The following is an 8869-nucleotide window of genomic DNA, read 5'->3' as shown; positions in this document are numbered from 1 at the left end:
GGGTTGAGGGTGTCGGCAGTGGTTCCGTTGCCGCTACCGTGCGGCGGACGGTGGGGCTTGTGGATACTTTTGCTTAAGGGTTGTTCTTCTACGCTCGGCGGGGCTTCTCGCCTGCTGCTTCTGCTTCGTTCTTGAAGTTTTTTTCACGGCGAAGGCGCTGTTGACTTCGCGCTTCGGCGTGCTGCTTTCTTTCCGGAACTTGTTCTCGCGTCGGTCTATTGGCGTTGCCCCTCCCCGGGGCGGGGGCAACACTAATAGACCGACACGACTACGAGTTCAACGACGGAAACGCGACAAAACAAGCGTTGCTGCCAATTGCGCTAACCCCGCGCCACCAGAAAGGCGACACTGATAAAACCGACACGAATACAAGTTCAACGAAAACCACGACCCAACAAGCGTGGCTGCAAAGCGCGCGAAGCCCAGCGCGGGAAAACAACAAGAACAAGAACACCCCCCGCCACAAAGCCCCCTCAAAGCGCCCGAGCAATCAAAGAAAGCAAAACAGAAATCACCACCGTCGACATGAACGGAAACGAATACTCCCGTCCAAAAACCCGCAACGTAAAATCCCCAGGCAACCGCCCGATGCCAATCTTCTTGAGCCACGGCATGGATCCGGAAAGAATCGCAAGCGCGATAAACGTCGTGACGACCCAGCGAATCATGACCGCAGCCTCATAGCGCGTGCGAACGATCGCCCGCAGCGAAGGCATCGAGCGTCCCCTCGATCCCGCGCGAAAACGCGATCACCTTGAAAAGCTCGCCCATTTCCGCCTCCGAAAGCAGTTTCTGCACCGCATTCGCCGCCGGAAGAAAACGCTTCACGTCCGCAGGATCGAGCGCGCTTAGAACATCGGTGATACCCGCGTTCATCAGAAACCGCGCCTGCGACGTAAAGCCGAGCAAATCCGCGCCCGTCTCCACGCCAACCTCCGCGATGCCCGTGAACTCGACGTGCGCCGTCAAATCCTGCAAGCCCGGATAAAGAAACGGGTCCGCATGCGCGCGATGCCGGTAATGACACATCAGCGTGCCGGTCGCGCGCTGCGCGTGATAGAACTCGCGTCGCGGAAAGCCGTAGTCGATGAAAAACGCCGCACCGCGCTCGAGCATCGTGCAGACCGTCTTCGTGAACGCGAGCGCCGCTTCGTGGGTTTCCGTCAGATATTCCGTGAAAGGCTCGTCGTCGTTCGCTTCGTCGATGGCCGCGTCGATCAGCGCGATCTGCGCATCGGGCGCGACCGGCCGGTCGTCGAAGGCGAAGGCGTCGTTCCGGATCACCACGCCGCGTTCGTGCCACGCGCCCAGCTTGCGCACGACAAGGCGCACGGGCATCGCATCCAGCACCTCGTTGCCGATCACCACGCCTTCGAACGCTTCGGGCAGGGCGTTCAGCCATTCGACCTTCGCGGCCTGAGCAGGCGCTTGCGCCTGGATCGTCGCGCGCTGGCGCTCGCGCAATTCGCCGGACAAGTCGACGATCGCATAACCGTCGATCTCCACGCCCAGTTCCGCCAGCGCGGTCAGAAGACCCGCCGCGAGCTTGCCCGTGCCCGCGCCGAACTCCATCACGCGCCGCGTGCCGCTCTCCCGCAACGCCTGCGCGATCGGGCGCGCGAGCGTCGTCGCAAAGAGCGGCGACAGCTCGGGCGCGGTGATGAAGTCGCTGCCGTCTTCCGCGCGGCGGCCGAATTTCATGGCACCGCCGCTGTAATAGCCGAGGCCCGGCGCGTAGAGCGCGAGTTCCATGTACGCGTCGAAGGGCAGCCAGCCGCCCGCCGCCGCGATGCGCTCGCGGATCGCTTGCGTCAGCGCAGCCGATTGCGCGAGCGCGTCGGGGCCGGGAGCAGGTAAACTATCGGTTGGTCGATTCGGATTCATCCCAGTATTGTAAATGAGCGCCTCCACGCCGCTTTCTCCCGCCAATTCGCCGTCTTCGGGCGCGAATGCGCTTGCCTCGCCCACGCGATCCGGGCACCCGCGCGCCGTGCTCGTGACGGGCGCGGGAAAGCGCATCGGGCGGGGCATCGCGCTGGAATTCGCACAACAGGGCTGGGACGTCGCCGTGCATTACGGCCATTCCGAGCGGGAAGCGCACGATACCGTGGCGCAAATCGAGGCGCTCGGGCGGCGCGCCGTCGCGCTGAACGCGGATCTCGGCGCCGAAGCCGAAGTCGCTCGGCTCGTGCCGGCGTGCGTCGAAATCTTCGGCGCGCTGCATTGTGTAGTGAACTGCGCGTCGCGATTCGATGAAGACACCGCGACCGATTTCGGCTACGCGAAGCTGATGCAGATGACCGCCGTCAACGTCGCCGCGCCGCTCACGCTCGCGCGCTCGCTGCACGAAGCCACGCCCGATGCCGCCGACAACGACGAATCGCTGCGCGCCGTCGTCATCAACGTGCTCGACCAGAAGCTCTACAACATGAACCCGGATTACCTGTCGTACACGCTGACGAAGGCGGCGCTCGACACGGCCACCGTCGCGCTCGCGCAGGCGCTCGCGCCGAAACTGCGCGTCGTCGGACTCGCGCCGGGCCTCACGCTGATGTCCGCCGCGCAGACGCCCGAATCGTTCGAAGCGGCGCATCGCGTGACGCCGCTCAGGCGTGCATCGACGGTCAAAGACGTGGCGCAGGCCGCGTGCTATCTGGCGAACGCGCACGGCGTGACCGGCACGACGCTCGTCGTCGATGGCGGGCAGCATCTCGTGCCGAGTCCGCGCGACGTGATGTACATGATCGGCGCGGACAACCCTGCATCGCGCTGAATGACTTTGAACCGCGCCGCGTATAACTATTGGATAACACCATGCTTGCCGCACTTTCCCATCCCCGGCTGACCGATTGCCGGCGGCTTTTTCTGCGCAACTACGAAGTGCGCATCAATATCGGCGTGCATGACTTCGAAAAACGCGGCGAACAGCGCGTGGTGTTCAACATCGAGTTGTTCGTGCCGCTCGCGCAGTCCACGCCCGTCGCGGACAAGCTCTCCGAAGTGGTCGACTACGACTTCATGCGCTCGACCATCGCGGCGCGCGTGAATCGCGGCCATATTCACCTTCAGGAAACGCTGTGCGACGACGTCGCCGCCGCCTTGCTCGCGCATCCGAACGTGCGCGCGGTCGCGGTATCGACGCAAAAGCCCGACGTCTATCCCGACTGCGACGCGGTGGGCGTCGAAGTCTTTCGCATCAAAGAGGAACGAGCATGAACGCGCGCGAAGCCATGGACCACGCAGAAGACAAGCCCGCGCGCGAGGCGTTGACCAGGCGCGAGCAGAAGGAAGCGTACGAGAACAACAAGCTCTTCAAGCGCATCGTGCGGCAGGTCGGGCAGGCCATTGGCGACTTCAACATGATCGAGCAGGGCGACAAGGTCATGGTCTGCCTGTCCGGCGGAAAGGACAGCTATGCGATGCTCGATATCCTCATGCGCCTGCGCGAGCGCGCGCCGATCGACTTCGACATCGTCGCCGTGAATCTCGATCAGAAGCAGCCGGGCTTTCCGGAGCACGTTCTGCCCGAGTATCTGAGCAAGCTCGACATTCCGTTTCACATCGAGAATCAGGACACGTACAGCATCGTCAAGCGGCTCGTGCCGGAGGGCAAGACCACGTGTTCGCTGTGCTCGCGGCTGCGGCGCGGCATTCTGTATCGCGTGGCGGGCGAACTCGGCGCGACGAAAATCGCGCTCGGGCATCATCGCGACGACATCCTGCAAACGCTTTTGCTCAACATGTTCTACGGCGGCAAGCTGAAGGGCATGCCGCCCAAGCTGCAATCCGACGACGGCAAGAACATCGTGATCCGTCCGCTCGCCTACGTGAAGGAAACGGACCTCGAAAAGTTCGCCGAACTGCGTGAATTTCCGATTATCCCGTGCAACCTGTGCGGCAGTCAGCCGAACCTGAAGCGCGCGGAAATGAAGGCGCTGATTCGCGAGTGGGACAAGCGTTTTCCGGGGCGCGTCGAGAACATGTTCAATGCGCTTTCGAACGTGGTGCCGTCGCACTTGATGGATCCGGCGCTCTTTCCGTTCGCGAGCCTGCGCGCCACCGGCGAGGCCGACCCGCAAGGCGACATCGCGTTCGACGAAGAACCGTGCGCAAGCGAACCGTCAGCATCGCAAAACGCCATTTCAATTGTCCATTTCGACGACCTGTGAAGCCCGTCCCGCGAGACGCGGCGTAGTTTTCGCGGGCGTTTTCCGAAAAGTTCGCATGCTATATTGACGCGACCTGAAACCTGCAAGACTCAAGCGATGAATATCGTGATTCTGGCTGCCGGCATGGGCAAGCGCATGCGCTCCGCCCTGCCCAAAGTCCTTCATCCTCTGGCGGGCCGGCCGCTCCTCGCGCATGTCATCGACACGGCACGTACGCTGTCGCCCACGCGCCTCGTCGTGGTGATTGGACACGGCTCGGAGAAGGTGCGTGAAGCCGTCGGCGCGCCCGACGTGCAATTCGCCGTGCAGGACAAGCAGCTCGGCACGGGACACGCCGTGCAGCAGGCGCTGCCGCTTCTGGATGCGTCCGTGCCGACGCTCGTTCTCTACGGCGACGTGCCGCTCACCCGCGCCAGCACCTTGAAGCGTCTGCTGGATGCCGCCGGCACCGAACGCTACGGCGTGTTGACCGTGACCGTGGATGATCCGACCGGCTACGGCCGCATCGTGCGCGATGAGGGCGGCGCGGTGCAGAAGATCGTCGAGCAGAAAGACGCGAGCGATGCCGAGCGGCGCATCGCGGAAATCAACACCGGCATCGTCGTTTCGCCGACGCGGACGTTGGAAGCGTGGCTCGCGTCGCTCAAGAACGACAACGCGCAGGGCGAGTTCTACCTGACGGACGTGGTCGAGCGCGCGATCGAAGCGGGCGTGGAAGTCGTCACCGCGCAACCGGACGCCGAATGGGAAACGCTCGGCGTGAACAGCAAGGTGCAACTGGCGGAACTGGAGCGCGTTCACCAGCGCAACGTCGCGTATGCGCTGATGGAGGCGGGCGTGACGCTCGCCGATCCCGCGCGCATCGACGTGCGCGGCACGCTGGAGTGCGGCGCGGACGTGAGCATCGACGTCAACTGCGTGTTCGAAGGCCGCGTGACGCTCGCGGACAACGTGAGCATCGGGCCGAACTGCGTGATTCGCGATGCGTCGATCGGCGCGGGCACGCGCGTCGATGCGTACACGCATATCGAAGGCGGCACGGCCGGCGCGAACGTCGTGCTCGGACCGTACGCGCGGCTGCGCCCGGGCGCGGTGCTCGGCGACGAAGCGCATATCGGCAACTTCGTCGAAGTGAAGAACGCGGTCATGGGCCGCGGCTCGAAGGCGAATCACCTGAGCTATATCGGCGATTCGGATATCGGGGCGCGCGTGAACGTGGGCGCGGGCACGATCACCTGCAATTACGACGGCGCGAACAAGCATCGCACCGTGATCGGCGACGACGTGTTCATCGGCTCGGATACGCAGCTCGTGGCGCCCGTGCGCGTCGGGCGCGGCGTGACCATCGCGGCGGGCACGACCGTCTGGAAGGATGTCGGCGAAGGCGAACTGGTGCTGAACGAAAAGCGCCAGGTCAGCAAGACGGACTACGTCCGGCCGACCAAAAAGAAAGTGTGAAGCGCGCGAGGCCGGGCCGAAAGGCTCGGCTTTTTTTCATTGTGCGTTCGGTTTTGACATCAAAGGAATAACGCCATGTGCGGAATTGTCGGCGCGGTTGCGCAACGGAATATTGTCTCGGTGCTCGTCGAAGGGTTGCGGCGGCTCGAATATCGCGGCTACGACTCGTGCGGCGTGGCCGTCCTTAGTCATGGCGAGCCGCGCCGGGCACGCAGCGTCGCGCGCGTGTCGGACCTCGACGCGCAGGTGCGTGAAACGGGCATCGCCGGCATGACGGGCATTGCGCATACGCGCTGGGCGACGCACGGCGCGCCCGTCACCGACAACGCGCATCCGATCTTCTCGCGCGATACGGTCGCGCTCGTGCATAACGGCATCATCGAAAATTACGAGTCGTTGCGCGCGATGCTGCGCGACAAGGGCTACGAGTTCGTGTCGCAGACGGACACGGAGGTGATCGCGCATCTGATTCACAGCATGTATCGCGGCGATCTGTTCCAGACCGTGCGCGAGGCCGTCAAGCAATTGCACGGCGCGTACGCGATCGCGGTGATGCACAAGGACCAGCCGCATACGGTGGTCGGCGCGCGCCAGGGGTCGCCGCTCGTCGTTGGCGTGGGCGAGGGCGAAAATTTCCTGGCTTCGGATGCGCTTGCGCTTGCCGGCAGCACGGACCGCTTCGCGTTCCTGGAAGAAGGCGATGTCGTCGAAATCTCGCTCGACGGCGTGAAGATCGCCGATCGCGACGGCTTGCCGGCAGACCGCGAAGTGCGCGTGGTGACGGCTTACGGCGGCGCGGTGGAACTCGGGCCGTATCGCCATTTCATGCAGAAGGAAATCTTCGAGCAGCCGCGCGCCATTACGGACACGATTCCCCAATCGGACAGCTTCGACGCGCGCCTCTTCGGCGATAACGCGGCCGACGTGTTCGCGGGCGTCGACAGTCTCCTGATTCTCGCGTGCGGCACGAGCTATTACTCGGGGCTGACGGCGAAGTACTGGCTGGAATCCATCGCGAAGATTCCAACGCAGGTCGAGATTGCGAGCGAGTATCGCTATCGCGAGTCGGTGCCGAATCCGAAGGCGCTCGTCGTCGTGATCTCGCAGTCCGGCGAAACCGCCGATACGCTCGCCGCGCTGAAGCACGCGCAATCGCTCGGGCACGCGCATACGCTCGCTGTGTGCAACGTCGCGACGAGCGCGATGGTGCGACAGACGGAGCTCGCGTTCCTGACGCACGCGGGGACGGAAATCGGCGTGGCGTCGACGAAGGCGTTCACGACGCAGCTCGTCGGCCTGTTCGTGCTCGCGGTGACGCTGGCGAAGCTGCGCGGCCGCGTCGATGCGAAGCAGGAAGCCGCGTACCTCGGTCAGTTGCGTCACTTGCCGGCGGCGTTGAATAGCGTGCTGGCGCTGGAGCCGCAGATCATCGCGTGGTCCGAAGAGTTCTCGCGCAAGGAGAATGCGCTGTTCCTCGGGCGCGGCTTGCACTATCCGATCGCGCTGGAAGGCGCGCTGAAGCTGAAGGAAATCTCGTATATCCACGCAGAAGCGTATCCGGCGGGCGAACTGAAGCACGGGCCGCTCGCGCTGGTGACGGAGGCCATGCCGGTCGTGACCGTCGCGCCGAACGACACGCTGCTGGAGAAGCTCAAGTCGAACATGCAGGAAGTGCGGGCGCGCGGCGGCGAGCTGTACGTGTTCGCCGATGCCGACACGCGCATCGTCAGCGAGGACGGCATTCATGTCATTCGGATGCCGGAGCATTACGGGGCGCTGTCGCCGATCCTGCATGTGGTGCCGCTCCAGTTGCTCGCGTATCACACGGCCTGCGCGCGTGGCACGGATGTCGATAAGCCGCGGAATCTGGCGAAGTCGGTGACGGTGGAGTGAGCGGTTTGTAATTGAGTGATTTCGTGGAAGCGCCTCTTCGGAGGCGCTTTTCTTTTGTGGGCGAGCACCGCGTTGCTGTGGACAACCCTGTGACCACTGCATCGCGAAACCTGTTCGTCGTTTCTGCATAAGTCGGCGTGCAGCGGGAAGCGCCGGAAGTTGTCCTCGCGTCGCGCCGCAACTCGCGCGGCCATACCGAAGTTGTTTACTTCGCAAGTCTCTGACGCGAAAGGCGAGATGAGCGTTATCCACTGAAATGCAGGCAGCTTGTTAACTACTACCACGTATACATATGTGATTCTTTTGTTTACTTAAAAGCGCCGTTGGCGCGCTGGAAACAGAAGCTCACGGCTGAAGGCACTGCTGAGGGCAATCTGCGTTATGTGTAGGACGTCATACAACATGAACGGGCGAGAACCCCTGCGCAAAGCGTCGAATGCGGGTTAACTCGACTGTCCTGGTGCATGAAATTAACGGTACTCTACATAAGACGTCTTATGACTTCGGCGTCATCCACCGATCTTCATCGCGAGCAGCACCTCAAGGAGGGACCATGCCGTCGTCGACCCCGTACCAACCGTTGCCCAACGCGTTTCGGGCCTCGCTGCTCGCCCGCGCGAAGCTGATCGGCTGCTGGGCATCGCTCGCGAGCCCGATCGTCACCGAATTGCTGGGCGTCGTCGGCTTCGACTGGATGCTGCTCGACGCCGAGCACGCGCCCAACGACGCGCTCACACTCATCCCGCAACTGATGTCGCTCAAGGACAGCGTGAGCGCGCCGGTCGTGCGCCCGCCCGCGAACGAGCCCGTCGGCATCAAGCGGCTGCTCGATGCCGGCTTCGTCAACTTCCTGATTCCATTCGTCGACAGCGCCGCCGACGCGACCCGCGCCGTCGCCGCGACGCGCTATCCGCCGCAAGGCATTCGCGGCGTGTCGGTCGGGCATCGCGGGAACCGTTACGGCACCGTCGCGGACTACTTCAAGATCGCGAACGACAATGTCAGCGTCGCGGTGCAGATCGAAAGCCGCGCAGCCGTCGATGCCATCGACGAGATCGCGGCCGTCGAAGGCGTCGATGCGCTCTTCGTCGGCCCTTCGGATCTCGCGGCCGCGTACGGTCAGCTCGGCAACGCGAACCATCCGGACGTGCAGGCGGCCATCGCGCACGTCTTCGAGCGCGCGCACGCGGCGGGCAAGGCGAGCGGCATTCTCGCGCCCGTGCAGCAGGACGCCGAGCGTTATCTCTCGATGGGCTGTACGCTCGTCGCGGTATGCGCCGATCTCGGCATGCTCAGGAACGCGGCGCAGGCCGTGAAAAATCACTTCATCGCACAGTAAGGCGCGAGCG

8 protein-coding genes are annotated in these 8869 nt (G+C 63.6%); 6 read left to right on the top strand and 2 right to left on the bottom strand.

The genetic code is table 11. The annotated features are described in order from the left end of the window. Positions 1-473 precede the first annotated feature (473 nt). Both GV035_RS23260 and GV035_RS23255 read right to left on the bottom strand, forming a co-directional pair. Positions 474-668: a DUF2905 domain-containing protein gene (locus tag GV035_RS23260; RefSeq protein WP_159837255.1), complete on the bottom strand. Its 195-nt coding sequence runs from the start codon at positions 666-668 to the stop codon at positions 474-476. Positions 669-678: 10 nt separating this feature from the next. Then, positions 679-1884 carry a class I SAM-dependent methyltransferase gene (locus tag GV035_RS23255; protein WP_159837254.1) on the bottom strand — a complete coding sequence of 402 codons (1206 nt, stop codon included), beginning with the start codon at positions 1882-1884 and terminating at the stop codon, positions 679-681. 13 nt (positions 1885-1897) lie between these two features. Here GV035_RS23255 and GV035_RS23250 point away from each other — a divergent pair, with 13 nt between their 5' ends. The 6 genes from GV035_RS23250 (at position 1898) to garL (ending at position 8859) form a co-directional block, all read left to right on the top strand. Continuing rightward, the gene (locus tag GV035_RS23250; protein WP_159837253.1) at positions 1898-2773 is read left to right on the top strand and encodes an SDR family oxidoreductase; all 876 of its coding nucleotides are present in this window, start codon (positions 1898-1900) and stop codon (positions 2771-2773) included. Between the two features lie 41 nt (positions 2774-2814). After that, positions 2815-3216, top strand: a complete 402-nt coding sequence (locus GV035_RS23245) for a dihydroneopterin aldolase (RefSeq protein WP_159837252.1) — start codon at positions 2815-2817, stop codon at positions 3214-3216. Further along, complete coding sequence (ttcA, locus tag GV035_RS23240; protein ID WP_159837251.1) at positions 3213-4169, top strand: tRNA 2-thiocytidine(32) synthetase TtcA; 957 nt, start codon at positions 3213-3215, stop codon at positions 4167-4169. The genes GV035_RS23245 and ttcA overlap by 4 nt, the downstream gene beginning before the upstream one ends. Positions 4170-4265: 96 nt before the next feature. Further along, entirely contained in the window at positions 4266-5627 is a 1362-nt protein-coding gene (gene glmU, locus GV035_RS23235; protein ID WP_159837250.1) for a bifunctional UDP-N-acetylglucosamine diphosphorylase/glucosamine-1-phosphate N-acetyltransferase GlmU, read from the top strand. A gap of 75 nt (positions 5628-5702) precedes the next feature. Beyond that, on the top strand, positions 5703-7520 hold the full coding sequence (glmS, locus tag GV035_RS23230) for a glutamine--fructose-6-phosphate transaminase (isomerizing) (RefSeq protein ID WP_159837249.1): 1818 nt from the start codon (positions 5703-5705) through the stop codon (positions 7518-7520). A 553-nt stretch (positions 7521-8073) separates the two neighbouring features. Next, positions 8074-8859, top strand: coding sequence for a 2-dehydro-3-deoxyglucarate aldolase (gene garL / locus GV035_RS23225; protein WP_159837248.1), 786 nt, complete (start codon positions 8074-8076; stop codon positions 8857-8859). The last annotated feature ends 10 nt before the right edge of the window (positions 8860-8869 follow it).

This window comes from Burkholderia sp. 8Y (genome assembly GCF_902506145.1).
Taxonomy (GTDB): Bacteria; Pseudomonadota; Gammaproteobacteria; order Burkholderiales; family Burkholderiaceae; genus Caballeronia.
This window is presented reverse-complemented; position numbering and strand designations above follow the sequence as displayed.